The organism is Sediminibacter sp. Hel_I_10, assembly GCF_000688335.1.
In the GTDB taxonomy this organism is placed as follows: domain Bacteria; phylum Bacteroidota; class Bacteroidia; order Flavobacteriales; family Flavobacteriaceae; genus Psychroserpens.
The window spans coordinates 1,845,285-1,865,863 of sequence record NZ_JHZX01000001.1; the positions used below are offsets into that span (position 1 = coordinate 1,845,285).

General features: G+C 36.3%; 20 protein-coding genes. 15 read left to right on the forward strand and 5 right to left on the reverse strand.

Going from position 1 to position 20,579, the window contains the following annotated elements:
- Positions 1-70 precede the first annotated feature (70 nt).
- The 7 genes from P176_RS19160 to P176_RS0108240 all read left to right on the forward strand — a co-directional run bounded on the left by P176_RS19160 (position 71) and on the right by P176_RS0108240 (position 7,968).
- Entirely contained in the window at positions 71-1,246 is a 1,176-nt protein-coding gene (locus tag P176_RS19160) for an alpha/beta hydrolase (protein ID WP_051605432.1), read from the forward strand.
- Positions 1,247-1,444: 198 nt separating this feature from the next.
- Positions 1,445-2,803 (forward strand): DNA repair protein RadA, encoded by a 1,359-nt coding sequence (radA, locus tag P176_RS0108215; RefSeq protein ID WP_026754254.1) that lies wholly within the window; start codon positions 1,445-1,447, stop codon positions 2,801-2,803.
- Positions 2,804-2,814: 11 nt separating this feature from the next.
- On the forward strand, positions 2,815-3,372 hold the full coding sequence (locus tag P176_RS0108220; RefSeq protein WP_026754255.1) for a hypothetical protein: 558 nt from the start codon (positions 2,815-2,817) through the stop codon (positions 3,370-3,372).
- A 209-nt stretch (positions 3,373-3,581) separates the two neighbouring features.
- A complete protein-coding gene (locus P176_RS0108225) occupies positions 3,582-4,055 on the forward strand; it encodes a lipocalin family protein (RefSeq protein WP_026754256.1) in 474 nt (157 codons plus the stop codon).
- Between the two features lie 2 nt (positions 4,056-4,057).
- On the forward strand, positions 4,058-4,765 hold the full coding sequence (locus P176_RS0108230) for an OmpA family protein (RefSeq protein WP_026754257.1): 708 nt from the start codon (positions 4,058-4,060) through the stop codon (positions 4,763-4,765).
- A gap of 81 nt (positions 4,766-4,846) precedes the next feature.
- Positions 4,847-6,979, forward strand: coding sequence for a Tex family protein (locus P176_RS0108235; RefSeq protein WP_026754258.1), 2,133 nt, complete (start codon positions 4,847-4,849; stop codon positions 6,977-6,979).
- A 77-nt stretch (positions 6,980-7,056) separates the two neighbouring features.
- Complete coding sequence (locus P176_RS0108240) at positions 7,057-7,968, forward strand: histone deacetylase (RefSeq protein WP_026754259.1); 912 nt, start codon at positions 7,057-7,059, stop codon at positions 7,966-7,968.
- Between the two features lie 48 nt (positions 7,969-8,016).
- Here the strand turns inward: P176_RS0108240 and P176_RS0108245 are convergent, their stop codons facing one another.
- Together P176_RS0108245 and P176_RS0108250 are read right to left on the reverse strand one after the other, a co-directional pair.
- The gene (locus P176_RS0108245; RefSeq protein WP_026754260.1) at positions 8,017-10,599 is read right to left on the reverse strand and encodes a phosphoenolpyruvate carboxylase; all 2,583 of its coding nucleotides are present in this window, start codon (positions 10,597-10,599) and stop codon (positions 8,017-8,019) included.
- A gap of 258 nt (positions 10,600-10,857) precedes the next feature.
- Positions 10,858-11,190, reverse strand: coding sequence for a single-stranded DNA-binding protein (locus P176_RS0108250; protein WP_026754261.1), 333 nt, complete (start codon positions 11,188-11,190; stop codon positions 10,858-10,860).
- Positions 11,191-11,401: 211 nt separating this feature from the next.
- Between P176_RS0108250 and P176_RS0108260 the strand changes: the two genes are divergently transcribed.
- From P176_RS0108260 to P176_RS0108270, 3 genes are read left to right on the forward strand one after another with little or no spacing between them, the layout of a single operon-like run.
- A complete protein-coding gene (locus tag P176_RS0108260; RefSeq protein WP_231481213.1) occupies positions 11,402-12,034 on the forward strand; it encodes a spermidine synthase in 633 nt (210 codons plus the stop codon).
- Positions 12,035-12,074: 40 nt separating this feature from the next.
- Positions 12,075-12,425, forward strand: a complete 351-nt coding sequence (locus tag P176_RS0108265) for a hypothetical protein (RefSeq protein WP_026754263.1) — start codon at positions 12,075-12,077, stop codon at positions 12,423-12,425.
- A gap of 58 nt (positions 12,426-12,483) precedes the next feature.
- Positions 12,484-13,167: a hypothetical protein gene (locus P176_RS0108270; RefSeq protein ID WP_156032990.1), complete on the forward strand. Its 684-nt coding sequence runs from the start codon at positions 12,484-12,486 to the stop codon at positions 13,165-13,167.
- Between the two features lie 6 nt (positions 13,168-13,173).
- Here P176_RS0108270 and P176_RS0108275 read toward each other — a convergent pair whose 3' ends face one another.
- Positions 13,174-13,641 carry a CBS domain-containing protein gene (locus tag P176_RS0108275; protein WP_026754265.1) on the reverse strand — a complete coding sequence of 156 codons (468 nt, stop codon included), beginning with the start codon at positions 13,639-13,641 and terminating at the stop codon, positions 13,174-13,176.
- A gap of 111 nt (positions 13,642-13,752) precedes the next feature.
- On the opposite strand from P176_RS0108275, the gene P176_RS0108280 reads away from it, so the two are divergent.
- On the forward strand, positions 13,753-14,559 hold the full coding sequence (locus P176_RS0108280) for a hypothetical protein (protein WP_051605433.1): 807 nt from the start codon (positions 13,753-13,755) through the stop codon (positions 14,557-14,559).
- A gap of 67 nt (positions 14,560-14,626) precedes the next feature.
- On the forward strand, positions 14,627-15,322 hold the full coding sequence (locus tag P176_RS0108285) for a M48 family metallopeptidase (RefSeq protein WP_026754267.1): 696 nt from the start codon (positions 14,627-14,629) through the stop codon (positions 15,320-15,322).
- 79 nt (positions 15,323-15,401) lie between these two features.
- Here the strand turns inward: P176_RS0108285 and P176_RS0108290 are convergent, their stop codons facing one another.
- Together P176_RS0108290 and P176_RS0108295 are read right to left on the reverse strand one after the other, a co-directional pair.
- Complete coding sequence (locus tag P176_RS0108290) at positions 15,402-15,980, reverse strand: hypothetical protein (protein ID WP_156032992.1); 579 nt, start codon at positions 15,978-15,980, stop codon at positions 15,402-15,404.
- A gap of 102 nt (positions 15,981-16,082) precedes the next feature.
- The gene (locus tag P176_RS0108295) at positions 16,083-16,280 is read right to left on the reverse strand and encodes a twin-arginine translocase TatA/TatE family subunit (protein ID WP_156032994.1); all 198 of its coding nucleotides are present in this window, start codon (positions 16,278-16,280) and stop codon (positions 16,083-16,085) included.
- 207 nt (positions 16,281-16,487) lie between these two features.
- Here P176_RS0108295 and P176_RS0108300 point away from each other — a divergent pair, with 207 nt between their 5' ends.
- Genes P176_RS0108300 through P176_RS0108310 form a run of 3 tightly spaced genes read left to right on the forward strand, consistent with a single transcriptional unit; the run spans position 16,488 to position 20,573 of the window.
- A complete protein-coding gene (locus P176_RS0108300; protein ID WP_026754270.1) occupies positions 16,488-17,354 on the forward strand; it encodes a M23 family metallopeptidase in 867 nt (288 codons plus the stop codon).
- The gene (locus tag P176_RS0108305) at positions 17,354-18,856 is read left to right on the forward strand and encodes a GH3 auxin-responsive promoter family protein (RefSeq protein WP_026754271.1); all 1,503 of its coding nucleotides are present in this window, start codon (positions 17,354-17,356) and stop codon (positions 18,854-18,856) included. The genes P176_RS0108300 and P176_RS0108305 overlap by 1 nt, the downstream gene beginning before the upstream one ends.
- 28 nt (positions 18,857-18,884) lie before the next feature.
- On the forward strand, positions 18,885-20,573 hold the full coding sequence (locus P176_RS0108310; protein ID WP_026754272.1) for a hypothetical protein: 1,689 nt from the start codon (positions 18,885-18,887) through the stop codon (positions 20,571-20,573).
- The last annotated feature ends 6 nt before the right edge of the window (positions 20,574-20,579 follow it).

Genomic DNA, 20,579 nt, shown 5'->3' on the forward strand with positions numbered 1-20,579 from the left:
TCGTCGAAAAAATTAGCATTTAAACTTACTTTTATTATCTTTACAGTCCCAATTCTAAACCTACTTGAAAATGAAAAAAGTACTACTTTTTGCATTCTCGCTTTTGGTCTGTGGCGCTGTAAGCTCTCAAATCAAACGTGAGCAATTCGAATCTCGAAAGCTTAACTCTACTCGCGAGTTAAAGATCAAACTTCCAGAAAACTATGATCCAGAATCAGAGTTAAAACATCCCGTTATTATTGTATTTGATGGCGAGTACCTTTTTGAACCGGTAGCAGGACAAGTGAGTTTCCAAACCCATTTTGATGAGATGCCTCAATCTATTGTGGTAGGCGTTGTTCAGGGTAAAGAGCGTTTTTATGACTCTTATTATGACGAAGTCACCGGGCTCCCCTTTGAGTCTGGTAAACGCTTTTATGATTTTGTTGTTGAAGAGCTCATCCCTTACGTAGACGGAAAATACAACACTAGTAAATTTAAAGTGGCCGTTGGACACAATCTCATGGGTAATTTTATAAATGCTTTTTTGATGGACGAGAAGCCTATTTTTCAAGCATATATCAATTTAAGTCCAGACTTTAAAGGCACAATGGGTCAAAATTTAGCCAAACGAATGAGCTTTTTAGAAAGTGATATTTTCTATTATATGGCAACTTCAGATGGCGATATTGAGCGAATTAATACTCAAATCCATGAGACAAACAATGCCATTAAGAGTTTAGATCAATTGCAATTGACCTACTACTTTGATGAACTTAAAGGAGATTCTCACTACACTTTGGTTACAGGTGCACTATCTAAAGCCATGGATAAAATCTTTGAACTTTATAAGCCTTTAGATGATAAAGAAATTGAGGAGAAAATCATCCCCTATGATGGCACACTAGACAATTATATTACAGACAGGTACGAGCGTATTGATGATCTCTTCGGAATATATAAACCAATTTCTGAATTAGAATTTGAAAAATTAATTGAAGTTGCCGAGCGTCGCGAAGACATGGAATCCATCTATAAAATTGGGAAGTTAGCAGATAAGCAAAACCCTAGTTCTTCATTTGGATCTTACTACATGGCACTTCATGCTGAAAAAATTGGTAAGACAAAACGTGCCACAAAATATTACGAATCGGCACTTCTACTCAATGAAACCGATCATATCGATAAAGAATTTATCAAATCGAAATTAGAGGATTTAAAATTAGCTGTCGAAGAACCTGAACTTGACGAAGATGAGGAAAACTAAACGACATATATTAGCAACTGACTATTTTTTTGAGTGGGCTTATTTTAAATTGAAAGATTCATTATCTAACGACCTAAGCTCAAAACTGATAGCCATTAAGTTACTTTCGGTCTTTGCATGGTTTAAGGAAGTCAATTAAAAATACTTTAATTTAGTCTTATCTTTGATTTTAAGATTCCTTATTAAAAGGAAAACGATATGGCTAAATTAAAAACAACCTTTTTCTGTCAAAATTGTGGTGCTCAATATTCTAAATGGCAAGGTCAATGCTCGTCTTGCAAAGAATGGAACACCATTACAGAAGAACTCATTCAAAAACCTGAAAAAAGTGATTGGAAAGCGCCTACATCAGCCTCCAAACGCGTATCAAAATCATTGCTTATTAATGAAATTGATACGTCTCAAGATGCTAGATTAGACACGGCAGACCAAGAGTTTAATCGTGTTCTTGGTGGTGGTTTAGTCCCTGGCTCTTTAACATTGCTAGGCGGAGAACCGGGTATTGGGAAAAGTACACTGCTGCTTCAAATCTCATTGAAACTACCTTACAAAACCTTATATGTCTCAGGAGAGGAGAGTCAAAAACAAATCAAGATGCGTGCTGAACGTATCAATCCAAATAACAGCAACTGCTACATTTTAACCGAAACAAAAACCCAAAATATATTTAAGCAAATCGAGGCGCTTGAACCCGATATTGTGGTTATTGATTCTATCCAAACCTTACATAGCGATTATATAGAGTCTTCTAGCGGAAGCATCTCTCAAGTTAAAGAATGCACTACAGAACTTATTAAATTTGCAAAAGAAACCGCAACACCCGTTATACTCATTGGGCATATCACTAAAGACGGACATATTGCAGGCCCTAAAATTTTAGAGCACATGGTAGATACGGTCCTTCAATTTGAGGGAGATCGCAACCATGTCTTTAGAATACTTCGTGCCAATAAAAACCGTTTTGGATCTACAAATGAGCTAGGCATCTACGAGATGCAAGGTTCTGGATTAAGAGAAGTTACAAACCCTTCAGAAGTATTAATATCACAAAAAGATGAAGAGCTATCAGGTAATGCCGTTGCTGCCACACTAGAAGGTATGAGACCCTTAATGATAGAAGTACAAGCATTAGTAAGCACAGCAGTTTATGGCACTCCCCAACGAAGTGCTACTGGCTTTAACGCTAAGCGTCTTAACATGCTCCTTGCCGTTTTAGAAAAACGTGCAGGATTTCGTCTTGGTGCTAAAGATGTATTTCTAAATATTACGGGTGGTATTAGTGTAGATGATCCCGCTATAGATTTGGCAGTTGTGGCTGCTATATTATCTTCTAATGAAGATGAGGCTTTACAAAAAGACATCTGTTTTGCTGCAGAAGTCGGACTTTCTGGAGAGATTAGACCAGTGCAGCGGGTAGAACAACGAATTTTAGAAGCTGAGAAATTAGGATTTACAGCAATCTTTGTTTCTAAATACAGTAAAATAGCACTTAAAAACACGACCATAAAAATTCAGAAAATTTCAAAAATTGAAGATCTCGTATCTTTTATTGTTTAAAACACCCTCAGATGCACTCCAAAAAAATCTTTTTAATAACGATCCTTTTTGTCATTGTAACCGCTGCCTTTAGCCAAGAAAATGGATATACAGTATTCAAAACGGACGGTAGCCTCATTAAAGCTAAACGTATTTTTACTGTTTCACACGTGATTAGGATAACAACCCCTGACGACCAACTCATAAAACTGCCTTATGACCAATTAGACCGAATTGAATACGATATCAAAACCAGAAAAAAAACAAGAAAGGTCATCAAAGAATTTGTAATGACTTCAAATAACAGAGGCATGTTAATGGAGCTCATTGTGTCTGGAAAATGTAACTCTTATACTTATATTGGCCCAGACGGCTCAGGGAATACCATCACTGATTATTACGTTAAAAAGAAAGGCGATCATAAAGCTACTCAACTAGGAAGCAGAAACTTTATCAACTTAATAAACTTCAAACAACGCGCTTTAGAATATTTTGCAGATTGTCCAGCAGTCATCGAGAACATTAATAAAAAATTCAAAAGGAAAAAAACTCACGAACTCGTGCAGTTTTACAATGCGCAATGTCAATAATCAAGGACCGTTCTTGATTAAACTTATTCTGATAAAACTAGAATTTTCATCAAATTATCCGCTTTATTTCTGCAAGACTCAAACGGTTAAGCGCGCGATTACTTAACCCTTTATTCTTTCAAATGATAATGCGAATAGGTCACTTATTTAACCTATTGCATCACTATTACCTCTCCTGATTAACTACATTTGATTTAAATAATCACATTATGAAAAAACTCTTTGTACTACTTATAACAGCAACGCTTATGGCTTGCGGGGCCTCAAAAACGGTTCGACAATCAGAAAAAGTTATTAAAGGCAATTGGTCGCTCAACACAGTTACGTATAGCAAAACAGGTGAATACGACGTCACGTTATTAAATGATACGTCTAAAGAATGTTTCGAAAACAGTCAATGGCAATTTATCCCAAACAATAATACGGGATTGTACAGTATCATTGATTCCAATTGCAATACGGGAGATCGCTACTTTAGCTTTACCATTCAAGAAGTTAATGAGGTTACCGGCTATTATGATTTCCTATTAAAACCAACTAATGAAAAAGGAAAATCTGAAACTAATGCAGGATTTCGACTAAGATTAACGGAGTTGTCTGAAAACACAATGCAATGGCAACAAACGGTAACCACAAATGGTCAACCTTTTATTATTAATATGAATTTTACTAAATCTCAATAATTATGAATATCAATTTTAAAAATTTAAGTATATATCTTTTATCGCTATCATTCTTAGTAAGTCTTACCAATTGTAAAGCGGTAGATAACGCTAACAATAAACAAAAAGGTGGTGTTATTGGCGCTGCTGGTGGTGCCGTTCTTGGTGCAATTATTGGCAACAATGTTGGTAAAGGAGGAAACGGTGAGTTAGGTGCTGTTATTGGTGGTGTTGTAGGAGGTACTGCAGGTGTCTTAATAGGAAACAAGATGGACAAGCAGGCACAAAAAATTGAAGAAGAAATTCCTGGAGCTACGGTAGAACGTGTAGATGATGGTATTGTCGTTACATTTGACGAGAATAGTGGTGTTTATTTTGATACCGCAAAATACAATATCAATGATAAGTCTCAAACAACCTTAAACAAATTAGCTGGCGTTTTTAAAGAATACCCAGATACAAATATTTTGGTAGTTGGTCACACTGATAACGTTGGTAGCGATGATAATAATATGACCTTATCCAAAAACAGAGCTTATGCGGTAACTGATTATTTAAAATCACAAGGCTTGAGCGCTGGAAGATTTACTACCAATTGGTTTGGTGAATCTCAACCAAAATATGACAATTCTACGGTTGATGGTCGTGCAAAAAACAGAAGAGTCAATGTTGCGATTATTCCTAATGAGGATATGATTGAAGCGGCTAAGCAAGAAGCTGGGCAAAACTAAAATTACCATAAAAAAGTTCACTTCTTTTAGTGAAGACCTTTAAATTTGAGACCTTGTAAAAAACTTACAAGGTCTTTTTTTATGATAAATTACATCAAAAAGCATACTAATCTCACAGAGAAAAGCATCAAGAATACAGTTGCTTTAATTCAGCAAGATTGTACCATCCCATTTATATCGAGATATCGCAAGGAAGCTACTGGAAACCTAGATGAAGTTCAGGTTGGTGATATTGTAAAGTTTAAGGATCAGTTTGAAAGTTTAGAAAAACGTAAAACAGCTATTCTGAAAGCACTTTTAGAACAAGACGTCTTAACGCCAGAATTAGAAGCTAAAGTTAAAGCTTGTGAAGATCCTACAGCCTTAGAAGATTTATATCTTCCTTTTAAAAAAAGCAGAAAGACCAAAGCAGAGACGGCCAGAAAAAATGGTTTAGAACCCTTGGCAAAGATTCTCATGTCACAATCCCATGATCTGGATCAAAAAGGTCTAAATGCTTTGGTTCAAAAATTCATAACTTCGGAAGTGGATTCTCAAGAAAGTGCTCTAGAAGGTGCCAGGCACATCATCGCGGAGTGGATCAATGAGCGAATAGACTTCAGAAAACAGATTAGAAAAGAACTTGAGCGACGCGCCATGATTGTCACCAAAGTGGTCAAAAGCAAAAAAACGGAAGAAAATGCTCAAAAATACCGCGATTATTTTGAGTGGGAAGAATCCCTAACCCGAATACCCTCGCACAGACTACTAGCCATACTCAGAGCAGAAACCGAAGGGTGTATAAGAACTAAAATAGAAATAGATCATGACAATGCCATAAAGCGCATGACCGATCAGCTTATAAAGAGCAAAGGCGTAAATGCTGAACAAATTGAAATTGCAATTACAGATGCCTATAAACGGCTACTATACCCCTCTCTGAGTAATGAGATTTTACAACAGGCCAAGCAAAAGGCAGATGATACAGCAATATCCATTTTCGCTAAAAACCTTAAACAACTCTTATTAGGCGCTCCATTAGGAGAGAAGCGCGTACTTGCCATTGACCCAGGGTTTAGAACGGGCTGTAAAGTGGTGTGTCTAGATGAAAATGGCGACCTCAAACACAATGAAACCATTTACCCACATGCGCCCAAAAACGATTCATTGGGAGCCATGAAGAAAATTAGTTTTTTGACAGAAGCTCATCAAATTGAAGCCATAGCCATTGGTAACGGTACGGCCTCAAGAGAGACCGAAGCTCTAGTTAAAAAAATTCGTTTTAAACATGACATTCAAGTCTTCGTGGTAAGTGAGGCAGGCGCCAGTATCTATTCCGCATCAAAAATAGCTCGGGAGGAGTTCCCTAATTATGACGTTACGGTTAGAGGCTCTGTTTCTATAGGGAGACGCTTACAAGATCCTTTGGCCGAATTGGTTAAAATTGATGCAAAATCTATTGGTGTTGGTCAATACCAGCATGACGTGGACCAAAGCAAACTTCAAAATGAGTTGGATATGGTGGTTCAAAGTTGTGTTAACTCTGTGGGTGTTAATATCAATACGGCGAGCCATAGCTTATTGAGCTATGTGTCTGGTATTGGCCTTAAACTAGCCGAAAACATAGTTAAGTACAGAAGCGATAATGGCGCTTTCTCTAGTAGAAAAGATATTAAAAATGTATCTCGACTGGGTGAAAAAGCATTTGAGCAAGCTGCTGGCTTTTTAAGAATTAAAGCAGGCCAACACCCTTTAGATGACTCTACTGTACATCCCGAAAGCTATAGTATTGTAGAACAAATGGCTAAAGATAAAGGAGCTTCTGTTTCAGAGTTGGTTGGCAACAAAGCAAAGCTTAACAGCATTGACATTACCCATTACCAAACTAAGACCGTGGGTCTTTTAACACTGAAAGATATTTTGAGTGAATTAGAGAAACCTGGGTTAGACATACGAGAACAAGCAAAAGTGTTTAGTTTTAATCAAAACATTACCAGCATCAACGATTTACAAGAAGGCCAACTCCTTCCAGGAATCGTTAATAACATCACTGCCTTTGGTTGTTTTGTTGACGTTGGGATAAAAGAAAGTGGCCTGATCCATATCTCTAATCTCTCTGATGGTTTTGTAAAAGATGTGAATGAGCATGTGCATTTACAAGAGCAAATCATTGTGAAGGTTCTGGAGGTAGATGTTAACCGAAAACGGATTCAGTTAAAGCTCCATCAAGGTTGATTTAAATCAACAAAACACGAAGCGCAATGCCTACATTAAAACACAGTTTCTAAAAACAAAAATTTCTATTTAGCAGAGTGGCCAACCAACTAAAAATAGCATTTCACCCCATATACAAGCATCCTTTACCAGAGGGACATCGGTTTCCTATGCTAAAATATGAATTGCTTCCTGAGCAACTGCTCTATGAAGGCACTTGTACGCCCTCTAATTTTTTTGAACCAGAAATTCCTGAGGACGCCTCTATTTTAAAGGTACATACTGAAACCTATTATCAAGATTTAAAACAATTAACGCTAGATAAAAGAGCGGCGCGAAAGATAGGTTTCCCCTTAAGTAAGATCTTAGTTGAACGTGAAATTATTATCGCAGATGGTACCATAAAGGGCAGTAAATTTGCATTGGATCATGGCATTGCCATGAATATTGCCGGTGGAACTCACCATGCATACACCAATCGCGGGGAAGCTTTTTGCTTATTGAATGATCAAGCGATTGGAGCTAGATACCTTCAACAAAACAAATTGGCCGAAAAAATATTGATAGTGGACCTAGATGTTCACCAAGGCAACGGTACTGCTGAAATTTTTGCACAAGACCGCTCTGTCTTTACATTTTCTATGCACGGAAAAAGCAATTATCCCTTTAAAAAAGAAGTCAGTGATTTAGATATCGCTTTGGAAACTCATACAGATGACGACACTTACTTGAATATATTATACGATACCTTACCAAAACTTATAAGAAATGAACAACCCGATTTTATTTATTACCTATGCGGGGTAGACGTACTTGCCTCTGATAAATTAGGAACTTTGGGAATGACGGTTGAAGGTTGCAAAGAACGTGACCGCTTTGTATTAGAAACGTGTAAATCAAACAAGATTCCAGTAATGTGTTGTATGGGCGGCGGCTATTCTCCAGATATAAAAATAATAATAGAAGCCCATGCCAATACGTTTCGATTGGCACAGGATCTATTTTTATAAATAGTACTCATTAAAATTGGTAGAACATCGCTCTACTGATTTTTCATCTTAAGCCGAATTTCGACTCGCATTAATATTTCCGAAGAGAGAACGCGTTACGATTTTTTCGTAGATATCAATTTGCTCTTGGTCTCTAACCTCAGCCCTTTCTAGTTCTTGAATTTTCTTTAAAGCATACTGTTGTATCGTCAATAATGGCAATACAATAGATTCTCTAACGTCAATAGAAGCTTTACCTGCAGGCTCATCTTCCATCAATTCATCAGAGCCTGTTAGCTTTAATAATAAGCGTTTTGAGATCTCGTATTCAGAGTAAATGATGTTCCAGAATTCTCCAAACTCCTCATCATCGGCCATGTATTTGGTAAGGTCAAAAAAGGATTTGGATAGGGACATCATGCTGTTTTGAATCAAGGTTTTAAAGAAATTTGAACTGTGATACAAGTGCTTCACTTTATCAAATTCTCCTTGATCTTCATATTGCTTAAGCGCTGTACCCACTCCAAAAAATCCTGGTACATTTTGCTTCAACTGGCTCCAACTCCCCACGAAAGGGATGGCTCTTAAATCTTCAAACACCAATTTATCACTGTTGCCCCGTTTAGAAGGACGACTTCCAATATTGGTTTTAGCATAATACTTTAAAGTACTCATGCGCTCCAAATACGGCACAAACATCGGGTGACTTTTGAAATCTGAATATGCTTTATAACTCAACTTTGCAAGATCATCCATAACGGTTACGTTTTCTGGTGTCATCGCTAAATTGGTATCATTCAATCGATTTAATATCCCTGAACTTATGAGTTGTTCTAAATTATATTGTGAAGAATCCAATGTTCCAAAATTAGAGCTAATCGTTTGACCTTGAATGGTCAATTGCACTTCTTTATCTTCTATTGTTGGCCCTAAAGAAGCATAGAATTGGTGTGTTTTTCCACCTCCTCTTGCTGGTGGACCACCTCTACCATCAAAAAAGATCACGGTGACATCATATTTTCTAGAGACTTCTGTTAAACGCTCTTTCGCTTTAAAAATACCCCAATTGGCCATCAAGTACCCGCCATCTTTGGTCCCGTCACTAAAGCCGAGCATAATGGTTTGTTTATTGCCTCGTTTTTTTAGATGAGCTGCATATTGCGGATTTGTATAAAGCTCTTCCATAACCGCTGGTGCATTTTCTAAATCGGTAATGGTCTCAAACAATGGACCAATGTCTACGGTCATCTCATCTTCAAAAGCTACAATTTTCAACATCGCAAACAGTTGCATCACATGAAGTGTGGTTTGGTTGTTACTAATGATGTAACGATTGGCCGCTGGTTCTCCATTATCTTCTTGAATGGTTTTAATGGCTTTCATGGTCTCCAATGTTTTCAAGACGGTTTCATCTTGAAATAAGGAAAGATCAACTTTGCCTTTAATTTCTGAAAGAACCTTAATTTGTTCCTGCTCAGAGAGGTCTTGATAATTTGCAGGGAAAATTTGATTTCCAGAATCAATCAATGTATCTACCATAGTATTGAATACTGCAGCATGAGCACGGCTGTCTTGACGGATATCTAGAGCACCAAAATGAAAACCAAATAAATGGGTTTTATTAAGTAAGCTATTGATTTCATTGGCATAAAGCGATTGATGGTCTTTAATCACAATCTCTTTAATTGACTCTAACTCTGAAACAAAATGCTCTAAGGTAATTGTAGATTTCTCTGGAGACGTAAATGCAAGATACAATTGCTTTTCAATTTCAGACATTCGTTCTTCAATATTCTTAAACGTTAGCTTTCGTTTCAAACGTCTCACATCTCTATAATAGTTTTTAAGGATAGACTCCTTTAATCGTTGCGCTACTTTTATTGTGATTTCTGGTGTAACAAAAGGATTTCCATCTCGGTCGCCACCGGGCCAAAACCCAATATTGATAATATCATTTTCAATATGTTTTCCGTCGAAAATATTTTGCTGGATATAATCATAAATACTTCCGAAAGAATAATAAAAAACGTGCTCTAAATACCAGATCAAGCTTACCGCTTCATCATAAGGGGTTGGTTTCTGATGCTTGAAAAAAGGAGTTTTACCCAATTGCGCCAAAAGATCATTAATGGTCAACAAATCATTTTTCTTGATGGCCTCGGTGAGGTCTGTAATAATACCCAAAACGCTTCCTGGATAAAACTGGGTTGGGTGCGCCGTTAGTACAATTCGCACTTTAAACTCTTCAAGGTACTGCTGCAGCTCCTCGAGTTTATTCTCTGAGGATGCCGATTCTTTTAAACTTCTTAGTGTACCAATACCATCCATATTATTGACTACCGGGAAAGCGGCGTCTTCTATGGCATCGAACAATACGACTTGACGTTCTATATACTGTATAAATCGGAAGAGAAGATTGATCTGGCTTTCCTTTGAGCGTCGGGCTTGGTACTTGTTAAAAAAAGACTCAACAATTGTGGTGGGATTGTCTCCAGCCTTAAAGCCATTTTCGCAAGTTTCGTGAAACAAGGGCAATAATGCTCCTGTTTTGGTTATGGTATCAAAAGGTAATGTCATAAATATACTATTGTATATTTGATATTTGGACATCACGTTTTGTTTAAATCGTGTGAGTTTTGGTTGTGTTGGCATATTAGTTTTTATATGTGTTTGACATAAAGATAATGAAGGATAACCGTATTAGCGCATAATTAGAAGGATTTAGGATATTTTTAAAGGGATTGAGGTTAAGATAATAATAGTTCAGTTTAAAGCTTTGTTTGCTGTCAAACCTACATTTTTTTCAAACAGCTAAAACATCGAAATCCTTTACAAACCACTAGTTCGTTAAATAAAAAACAAAAAAAAGCGCGACTCTTACGAATCGCGCTTTAGACTAATGATAACGTTCTACTTACTCAACATCAACAACTCATTGCACAAAATCTCGGTTGTGTAGCGCTTATTCCCTTCTTGGTCATCCCATGAGCGATTGGTTAATTTACCCTCTATGGCAATTTCTTTACCCTTGGTAACATATTGCTCTACTACTTTTACCAAGCTCCCTTTCACGACAACATTGTGCCAATAAGCGCGCTCTACCTTGTTTCCGTTTTTATCTTTATAGCTGTCATCTGTAGCTATAGAGAATTTTGCCATTTTGTTTCCATCTTGAAAACTTACGATTTCTGGGTCTTGTCCCAATCTTCCAATCAACTGTACTTTGTTTCTAAGCGTGTTCATAATTTTAATTTTTTAAGTCTGCATGTTTCAACAGACGGATTAAACAGTTAATACTATTGAACCTTCATTGATCCAACGATGCAAAGATGTGACAGCCTCCAACATGTAGTCGGTAGTTACCTATTTAAATTCGTTTGTAAATATTTGTAGTCGTTTGTCAACGGATATTTCTATCTGTTGTTTAGCTATCTTTGTCCACATGTCTAAACTCTTGAGCTATATTTACCCTATTACCAAAACAGTGAAATCTGATTTTAATGGTACCTTAGAAATCACATGGTATAACGGTAAAAAACATTTAAACTCGAAAAATGCGAATTACAGTTACGGTTCTCTACAACGCATTTTAAAGTTCGGTTTAAAGAAAATTAATCTTAAACCCGTAAGTTCTGTATTGATTCTAGGTTTAGGTGGCGGTAGCGTGATTGAAACCCTTCGGAAAGATTTTAAATATCAAAAACACATCACAGCGGTAGATATTGATCCCGTTATCATAGAAATCGCGGCAGGGGAATACAACCATAAATCGTCTTCCCAACTAGAAATTATTTGTGCTGATGCGTTAGCGTTTGTTCAAAAAAACAAAACCCAATTTGATCTTATCATCATTGATTTATTTATAGATCTTCATGTTCCGAAACCATTTTTAGAACTCCTGTTTTGGCAAGATGTTCTAAAGTCAAAATCCACCAATGGTATTATTCTGTTTAATGCCTCGTTAGAAAAATCCCGTTCACAAGCTTTGCAGAGTATTATTGAATTTCTAAAATCAAAGGTTTATAATGTAAAGGTTTATGATAAAGTCAAGGGTACCAATACGGTTGTGATCACCGAGTCTTTGTAAACAAAAATTTTATATCTTGTTGTTACTAAGATCATGACTGATGCAGAAACAATGTCCAGAATGCGGCGATAAAATTATCGGAAGAATTGATAAGAAGTTCTGTAGTGATGCTTGTCGTAATTCTTATAACAACACGATTAATAAAGACAGTAAAAACCTAATAAGAAACACCAACAATCGTCTGCGTAAAAACTATCGTGTTTTAGAAGCCCTAAATCCCGATCAAAAGACCAAATGCTCTAGAGCCAAATTAATTGAAAAAGGTTTCGATTTTAACTATTTCACCAGCATTTACACAACCAAGGCTGGCACGGTATATTATTTTGTTTACGATCAAGGCTATTTGCCGCTAGAAGGAGATTACTTTGCTTTAGTTAAACGGGAAAGCTAAATCTTGTAACATTTTTTAATTTCCCAATACTTATAAGAAACCGAGCAAAACAAACAAGATGTCTCCCATTTTTATATTTGTTTTAATGATATGTGCTGTAGGAGTTATTGCTTTTTTAAGCTATTATTTCAGCAGTAAAAATGTAATTATTAGAACCTTAAAGAACGTTCCATTAGACCAACCTTCTAGTCTAAAAAACAATCAATTATCGAAAGTAAGCGGAAAGGCACTTCATGTTACGGATCCTTTGATTGCGCCATTTTCAAAACGAAAATGTATTTTTTATCAATTGAAGATTGAGCAAAAAGTGAATTCTGGCAAAAACTCACGTTGGGAAACGTTGGTTGCTGAAGAACGCTTTCAGGATTTTTTTATCAATGTTAATGGCGAGGTTATCATTATCAAACCATTACAACATCCTAAAAACTATATTTGCCATTTGGTTAAAGATAGCGAGCAGTCTTCTGGAACCTTTAATGACCCCACACCAGAATTTAATCAACTTCTTAAACGTTACAACATAGAGAGTGAAAATTTCTTTGGTTTCAATAAAACCATAAGATATGAAGAAGGGATTATAGAAATTGGAGAGCTCATTACTGTAGCTGGTATCGCAAAATGGAAATCACTAAAAGAGCCCATGCCCGATTATCCCTACTCAAAAATAGCAGCTTTAGAAAGTGATGCAAAACAAAAATTGATCATCACAGACCTTCCTGAAGTCGCGAATTCAAAACGCTAAATACAATTATTTCCAATTTTGTCCCTTAAGCTCAATAGCCGCCTTTAAAATATCTTTTTGGCTAATCTGCCCAACTAACCTGCCATTTTCAACAATAGGAAATCGTCGTATTTTAGATTCTAAAAACTTATTTGCTGCATCAAAAACATTCATTTCCCCATCAATGGTCTCGACATTTTTTATCATCCTATTCTCAACGATATGCTGCTCCATGGGCATATTATAATAGCGGCTCTCACTAATTTGTTTGAGACAGTCTCCTTCAGAAATAATGCCCACCAGTTCATTACGCTCATTAATTACGGGACCACCTGAAATTTTAAATTTTATCAACGTTTGAATGACCTCCTCAATCAATTGCTCTGGTCTAAAGGTTATTAATTCTCTTGTCATAAAATCGCTCACTTTAAATGCAGCGACCTCAGCAACGTTCTTTTGCATCTTTCGTGCTCCCTGAAAACTTTTGATACCCATAATCTTGTTTATGTTTTGATTAACTTCTAAGTTACTGAAAATTCATCAATTAAGCTAGAATGAAAATTGACCTGCTGATAATTTGTAACTTCGTGAAAAATAATATCTCTATTGAAAGCTTCTATATCTATCATTGGTTGTGGCTGGTTGGGTCTACCTCTGGCCAAGCATTTTATGAAACAGGGCACACTTGTTCACGGCTCTACAAGTACCGCTGACAAACTTAATATACTATCTGCTGAGGGCATTAAACCCCATCTTCTCAAATTTTCTGCGGAAGGTATCATCGGAAATATCACGACATGTCTTAAAGATTGCGAGACCCTTATATTGAACATTCCACCTGGCTTGAGAAAACATCCAGAACACAACTACGTAAAAATGATGTCTCACATCATTCCGCATATTGAGACTTCTTCTATTAAACAGGTTCTTTTTATAGGATCGACGTCGGTTTATGAAGATCAAAATCCTTATGCAATCATTAATGAAGATTCACCAACTTCAAAATCCGAAACAGCTCATCAACTTTTAGAGGTTGAGCGGCTCTTTCAAACCAACATTCATTTCAATACCACTGTCTTAAGATTTGGTGGACTTATTGGAGAAGAACGACACCCTGCCAAGTATCTAGCGGGTAAAGAACATCTAACAAATCCTGAAGCACCTGTTAATTTAATTCATCGCAAAGACTGTATTTCCATTATTGATGCTATTCTAAAACATAACGCATGGCGTAATATTTTTAATGCTGCATACCCTTCTCATCCCGAAAAGAAAGCCTATTACACGAGCATTTGCAAAGCTTTAAACTTAGCTTCACCAGGTTTTGATAATACTAAAGAGAGCTATGGTAAAATTATTGATTCTTCAAAATTGATTAAGAAATTACACTATACATTCCAACAGCCCATTTAACAATTATAAGACTTTTAAGACTTTATGCCATATAATTTTTTAGTTTTGGCGCAATTAAAATCATATCATGAAAAAATTAGTCCTGCTGTTAGCATTAATTTCCGTCGTTCAAATTACGGCACAGTCGAAGTCTGAACTTTTAAAACACTTTGAAGCCTATTATGCTCAAATGAAAAATCAAGGCGACCCACAAGGGGTTATCAATGCCATGACCCACTTAAATATTCTGCAACCAAATCAACAACGCTTGGACACCTTAGCTTACATCTATGTTTCTGAAGGTAGAAATCTTGAAGCTTTAAATACCATAGGTATTGATCCTAGTCCTGAAGACTCTGACATCAATACAGAAGTCAAAGCTCTTGCACTCAAAGCATTGAATCAACCAAAAAGCGCCTTAGTGTTTTACGAAGAATTATTTAATAGGGACCCTAATCCTTATTTAGCTTATGAAATTGCTGATTTGATGACGCAAACTCAAAACTTACCTGGTGCCAAAGCAAAGGTTGCCTATGGTCTTGCTAATGTTAAAGAGGATATGAAGCGTGCTTTTTATGAATCGCAAAGACCATATGAGGTTTCGCTTAAAGCGGCACTTACCTACATGAAGGCTTTAATTGTGTTCAATATGAATCAAACGGACAATTTAGATCAAGCCATTGCCCTTTTGGATGAGGCATTGACTATTGACCCAACATTTAATATGGCCAAATTAAGCAAGGATGCTTTAGAAGCTAGAAAGAGCACTCCTGCTAAGGAGTAATTTTTTTAATAGTGTTTTTATTAGCATAGAAGCAAAAAAGTCCGACATTTCTGCCGGACTTTTAATTTTAGTGTTAAATTTAATTGACCAAATCGTCATAAGCTTTAACGAGGTTCCTTATATCATCAATTTTAAATTCTTTATTGTCTATTCTATCAACCAGAGTACTATTGTCTTTGAAATAAACCTTCGAAGCCTTTCTAAAGCTACTTTCTTCTCCTATTATTTTAGCTCCACTAGTAAAAGCTCCCAGTTTAGCGATACAGTTTTCAGAAGGTCTCTTAACAAGCAAAAAGATTTCTGCCCATGTTCCGGAATTATCAATAGTTGTTGAAACAACTTTACCTTTTTTTACGATATAGGACTGTGCTCCGAAATAAAGAATAATATTTTTACTGTAATAAGTCGCCAGCATCCATATTTTATTTCGGCTACTACAATCAATTTCTTTGTTATAAAAATTCTTTGTTACGTTAATGACAGTTCCACGCTCAAATAAGTATTCTTCATTCTCAACTGTTACTATAATCCTATAAATATTGTCACTATCAATTTTCTGAGATTTTCCTTTCTCAGTGTCTCTATAAGGGATATTCTTCTTGAAAAGTTTATTTGAAGGTAACGGGGCAAATCCAGACTTCTCGCTTCCATCTACCATAAACAATTTAACAGGATAGAAATCGTTAGCCTTTACTTTGAAGCTAGATAACAAGACTAAAATTATAAGTATTATTCTCAATTGAGATATTTGTAATTAAATCTATTTAGTATTGCTTTTTTCTGTCGTAGAGGTGTTCTCATCCTCTTCTTTGCTAGCATCTTTAAATTCTTTAATCCCGCTTCCTAGGCCTCTCATTAGTTCAGGAATTTTTTTCCCACCAAACAATAACAAGACCACAACGACAATTAAAATAATTTGCCATGCACCAAATGCTAAAAATATACCTAAAGTCATCATAACAATTCCATTTTAGACAGCAAATTTAATAATTAAAGGTGATAAAATACGTTTAACTCATTTAAATGTGATTAAGTAAATCTTTTAAAAGATTTCTTTTTTTATTTATAATAGCTATTTGATCAACGTCATTTACCAATCCATCGATTTCAAACTTAACTAAGCATCACAAGAACTTGCATTTATTTTAATTAATTTTGCATTACAATGGCCAAGACGAAAAAAGAAAAGAAATTTAAAAAGAAACTGCTTCATAAATACCGTTTGGTGGTATTAAATGAAGATACTTTTGAAGAGCGCTTTGCAATAAAACTTACGCGTTTAAATGTCTTTGTAATTATGTCTTTGGGATCTATACTTCTCATTGCAGGGACGATCTTTTTGATTGCCTTCACTTCATTAAGAGAGTATATTCCTGGCTACTCATCAACCGCTCTAAAAAAACAGGCCACCTTATTAAATTATCAGACAGATTCTCTTCAGAATGTAATTGATCTAAATGCTCAATATTATTCTTCAATCAAAAAAGTATTGACTGGAGATGTAAAGACCATAGATTTTAATAGAGACTCTATTATAGATGCCGCAAAAATTGATGCCAGTCAAATCAGCCTAATTCCAACAAAAGAAGATTCTATACTAAGAGACTTAGTAGACAAAGAAGACAAGTATAATGTTTTTCAATCTGCAACTACAGCTACCAATTTTGTTCTTTTCCCTCCTGTAAATGGTCAAATTTCAGCGGGTTACAATATTGAAGACAAGCACTATGCTGTAGATGTTGTGGTTAAAAAAGATACTCCAGTGAAAGCTACTGCAGATGGTACGGTTATTTTTGCAGAGTGGACTGCCCAAACCGGTTATGTCATCATTATTGAGCATAATTTTGAACTCATCTCTGTTTATAAACACAACGCTTCTATCACAAAAGAGCAAGGTGACTTAGTCAAATCGGGAGAAGTTATTGCTATGGCTGGTAACTCAGGCGAACTGACCACGGGTCCGCATTTACATTTTGAACTATGGAACAGGGGCTATCCCGTTAATCCTGCTAATTTTATAGACTTTAATTAATGCTATCCCTTAAACCACAACTCGCCAAACTCTTTGCTAAGAGCATTCGTAGGTCGATACACAAATGGTCTTCCAAGCCTGTTGAAACGCAGCACTATGTTTTTGAAAACTTGATAAAAGATGCTTCGGAAACGGTTTTTGGGAAAGATCATCACTTTTCTGAAATAAAAACATATTCAGACTTCAAACAAAATGTCCCTATTAGAGACTATGAAGACCTAAAACCTTATGTTGATCGTGTGGTTGCAGGAGAGCAAGATATTCTTTGGAAAGGAAAACCATTGTACTTTGCCAAAACATCGGGAACCACCTCTGGTGCAAAGTACATCCCACTTACCAAAGAAAGCATGCCGACCCATGTGGAAGCGGCACGAAATGCAATACTCATGTATATTGCTGAAACTGGAAACAGTCGTTTTGTTGATGGTAAAATGATTTTTTTACAAGGCAGTCCTGTACTCACAGAAAAAAACGGAGTCCAATTAGGCCGTTTATCAGGAATTGTGGCGCATTATGTCCCCAAATACCTTCAAAAAAACAGAATGCCCTCTTGGGAAACCAACTGCATAGAAGACTGGGAAACCAAGGTAAGTGCCATTGTAGATGAAACGCTCCCAGAGGACATGAGCGTCATCTCAGGAATTCCTTCATGGGTTCAAATGTATTTTGAGAAAATTCAGGAAAAAACAGGACAAAAAGTTGGAGACGTTTTTAAAAATTTCAGCCTTTTTATTTTTGGAGGCGTTAACTATGAGCCCTATCGTTCAAAATTTGAAAATCTTATCGGGAGAAAAGTAGATAGTATTGAACTCTATCCTGCAAGTGAAGGCTTTTTTGCTTTTCAAGATCTTCAAAAAGAAAAAGGTATGCTCCTACAGCTTAATTCTGGTATTTTTTATGAGTTTGTTAGAGCAGAACATTTTTTCGATGAAAGCCCAGAGCGCATTACTATAGAACAAGTAGAACTTGACGTTAATTACGTGATGATCATTTCTACCAATGCTGGTCTTTGGGCTTATAATATTGGAGATACCATTCAATTTACATCTTTAAAACCGTATCGTATAATTGTCTCTGGGCGTATCAAACACTTTATCTCTGCCTTTGGCGAACATGTTATCGGCAAGGAAGTAGAACATGCGCTTAAGGAGTCTACAGCATCTACAACCATACAAGTTTCAGAATTTACTGTAGCACCTCAAATCAATCCCGAATCAGGCTTACCCTATCACGAATGGTTTATTGAATTCGAAAAACCACCCGGGGATATTTCAGAATTAGCAAAAAAAATAGATCAGGCCTTGCAAAAACAGAACAGCTACTATTTTGATCTTATAGAAGGTAAGGTGTTACAACCCTTAAAAATTACGACCATCAAGAAAAACGGTTTTCAAGATTACATGAAATCTGTTGGCAAATTAGGGGGTCAAAACAAACTTCCAAGATTGTCTAATGACCGCAAAATAGCGGACGCCCTATACGATTTGAAATTAGTTAAATAGTACTATATTTGCCCGTAAACCTAGGTTAATGAGTAAAAGAAAACATCACGAAAGAACCAGAGCCCAAGAGAGCTCAAGTGCTATCGAGAGAATGTATATTACCATGCGTCATTTGTTTAACCGTGGGTTTTACAAACCTATGGGTGTTTCTGGTGAAACATTGAGAGAATCTTTACTGTTATTAAGACCTGAGATTTATGGATCTGTTTCAGATGAAAAAGCAGAACTAGAAGGTTTGCTATATGTAATAGATAGACTTCCAGATGGCATAGAACAATGTAGCTTTATTAATCTTACTAGTGATGAAGGCTACGCAAATTCACATTTCAAAGCTATTATTCCTCCTAAGCGAAGAAGAAATTGTTACCGTATAGACGAAGAACAGATGAATATTGAGGTCACAAGAGGACGCTCTGAAATTTACGATATCCTTACCCATTTGACGTTTTTGTTTATTGAATCCCACAAGATCAGTAAGCGCATTATAATAGATGAGCAAGGATCAACTACAAGAGACTGGATCAAATTAGAAAAAGCGGTACTTTCTGCGCAAAAATTATCACAAAAAGAGCGAGAAGTTGCCATAACCCATACCGCCAATATTCTTGGCCGAACGTTTGAAGAACTTACAAATGCCCATCAAAAATTTACGACTAAGGCCAAACCTGACCGTTTGTTGCATATTATTTATTGGTTAGGGAAATTAGCTATTGAAGAGGTCATCAACAATAACAAAAGAACAGTCACATTTAGCCCTGTATTACGTGAACGTTTGGGACATCATCTACATGGTGAAATTTGGGCAGATCATATTAAGGATACGTTATTAAAGCATAATCTGTTAAAACGTCCCCTACATATCATTAGCGCTAACATGCATAGCGTGATGAACTCCATATTTGCGCCAATAGCGTTAAAGACAGAAATAGGAAAGAAAAACATCTTCGAGATTTATGAACGCTTAAGCCAAAGCCAAAGTGATGATTTACGCAATAAAGTTACTAAAATGGCGTTGCAACAAGGCATGATTTACATCAAGGACACTTCGGGCACTAATATTGACGTTCAAATATTTGACTCTGAAAAAATCGATTTCTCCAAACTAGATTTAGATATAAACAGTTCTATAGAAGATTCAGAAAAACCAGTTCTATTTGTTATGGACTATGCCTTTGGAGAGCAAGCCTATGAGACCATGGATGAGCTTTTGAAACCATTTAAAGTAAATGGCGAACAGGTGCATCTTAATGTAGATTCGATATCTATTATGGGTAAGGCTGGAATTTTAGAAGGTGGTAAGGGAGATATCATGATACCTTCAGCACATATTTTTGAAGGTACTGCTGATAACTATCCTTTTCAGAATGAATTATCCAAAAGCAGCTTAGACAATCAAGGTGTGGCCGTTTGTGAAGGCACAATGATTACCGTTTTGGGGACTTCTCTACAAAACAAGGAAATATTAAAATTCTTTTACAATTCTACTTGGAACGTTATAGGTCTAGAAATGGAAGGTGCACATTACCAAAAAGCCATTCAAGCTGCCGCTCGTGTAAGAGGCAGTATTAACTCTGATGTTAAAGTAAGGTATGCCTATTATGCTAGTGATAACCCCTTAGAAACGGGAAGCACATTGGCCTCAGGAGGCCTAGGAACTTCAGGGGTAAAACCAACCTATCTCATAACAAGAACAATCTTACAGCAGATATTTAACTAACACCCA

What these genes read in the sequence shown, in the direction of transcription:
- P176_RS19160 (WP_051605432.1), top strand. Translation starts at nt 71, where the DNA reads ATGAAAAAAGTACTACTTTTTGCATTCTCGCTTTTGGTCTGTGGCGCT.
- P176_RS0108275 (WP_026754265.1), bottom strand. Translation starts at nt 13,641, where the DNA reads ATGGGTATCAAAAGTTTTCAGGGAGCACGAAAGATGCAAAAGAACGTT.
- P176_RS0108270 (WP_156032990.1), top strand. Translation starts at nt 12,484, where the DNA reads ATGTCTCCCATTTTTATATTTGTTTTAATGATATGTGCTGTAGGAGTT.
- P176_RS0108225 (WP_026754256.1), top strand. Translation starts at nt 3,582, where the DNA reads ATGAAAAAACTCTTTGTACTACTTATAACAGCAACGCTTATGGCTTGC.
- P176_RS0108290 (WP_156032992.1), bottom strand. Translation starts at nt 15,980, where the DNA reads ATGGTAGATGGAAGCGAGAAGTCTGGATTTGCCCCGTTACCTTCAAAT.
- P176_RS0108295 (WP_156032994.1), bottom strand. Translation starts at nt 16,280, where the DNA reads ATGATGACTTTAGGTATATTTTTAGCATTTGGTGCATGGCAAATTATT.
- P176_RS0108245 (WP_026754260.1), bottom strand. Translation starts at nt 10,599, where the DNA reads ATGCCAACACAACCAAAACTCACACGATTTAAACAAAACGTGATGTCC.
- P176_RS0108285 (WP_026754267.1), top strand. Translation starts at nt 14,627, where the DNA reads ATGAAAAAATTAGTCCTGCTGTTAGCATTAATTTCCGTCGTTCAAATT.
- P176_RS0108310 (WP_026754272.1), top strand. Translation starts at nt 18,885, where the DNA reads ATGAGTAAAAGAAAACATCACGAAAGAACCAGAGCCCAAGAGAGCTCA.
- P176_RS0108300 (WP_026754270.1), top strand. Translation starts at nt 16,488, where the DNA reads ATGGCCAAGACGAAAAAAGAAAAGAAATTTAAAAAGAAACTGCTTCAT.
- P176_RS0108305 (WP_026754271.1), top strand. Translation starts at nt 17,354, where the DNA reads ATGCTATCCCTTAAACCACAACTCGCCAAACTCTTTGCTAAGAGCATT.
- radA (WP_026754254.1), top strand. Translation starts at nt 1,445, where the DNA reads ATGGCTAAATTAAAAACAACCTTTTTCTGTCAAAATTGTGGTGCTCAA.
- P176_RS0108220 (WP_026754255.1), top strand. Translation starts at nt 2,815, where the DNA reads ATGCACTCCAAAAAAATCTTTTTAATAACGATCCTTTTTGTCATTGTA.
- P176_RS0108235 (WP_026754258.1), top strand. Translation starts at nt 4,847, where the DNA reads ATGATAAATTACATCAAAAAGCATACTAATCTCACAGAGAAAAGCATC.
- P176_RS0108250 (WP_026754261.1), bottom strand. Translation starts at nt 11,190, where the DNA reads ATGAACACGCTTAGAAACAAAGTACAGTTGATTGGAAGATTGGGACAA.
- P176_RS0108230 (WP_026754257.1), top strand. Translation starts at nt 4,058, where the DNA reads ATGAATATCAATTTTAAAAATTTAAGTATATATCTTTTATCGCTATCA.
- P176_RS0108265 (WP_026754263.1), top strand. Translation starts at nt 12,075, where the DNA reads ATGCAGAAACAATGTCCAGAATGCGGCGATAAAATTATCGGAAGAATT.